Below are 324 nucleotides of genomic sequence, written 5' to 3'. Positions count from 1 at the left end.
GCAAACTGAATATCTTCATCAGTTACTTCTCTCAAGTCTGTGCCTTTCTTCACATACTGTCTCAACAGACCATTTGCGTTTTCATTTGCACCTCGCTCCCAAGAGCTATAAGGATGAGCAAAATATATTTCTGCATCCAGTGCACCTCCAATCTCTTGATGACCCGCGAATTCTCTTCCATTGTCTGCAGTAATAGTGTGTACACAGTCTTTATATGGCATGAGCATCTCTATTGTCGCTTTTGTCACTGCATCCGCCGATTTGGACTGCACTTTCGTAGCCAAATAAAATCGACTTTTTCGCTCTAAGATGGTGACGATAGCG

1 protein-coding gene is annotated in these 324 nt (G+C 42.9%); it reads right to left on the bottom strand.

Going from position 1 to position 324, the window contains the following annotated elements; all coding sequences use genetic code 11:
* Positions 1-324, bottom strand: a 324-nt coding sequence (locus tag CWC18_RS20645; RefSeq protein ID WP_138676038.1) for an IS30 family transposase, incomplete at both ends; no start/stop codon positions are given.

Origin of the sequence: Pseudoalteromonas aurantia (genome assembly GCF_005886875.1) — a bacterium.
Lineage (GTDB): Bacteria > Pseudomonadota > Gammaproteobacteria > Enterobacterales > Alteromonadaceae > Pseudoalteromonas > Pseudoalteromonas aurantia_A.
Note: the sequence above shows the minus strand (reverse complement) of the source record. Positions and strands in the feature narration are given on the sequence as shown.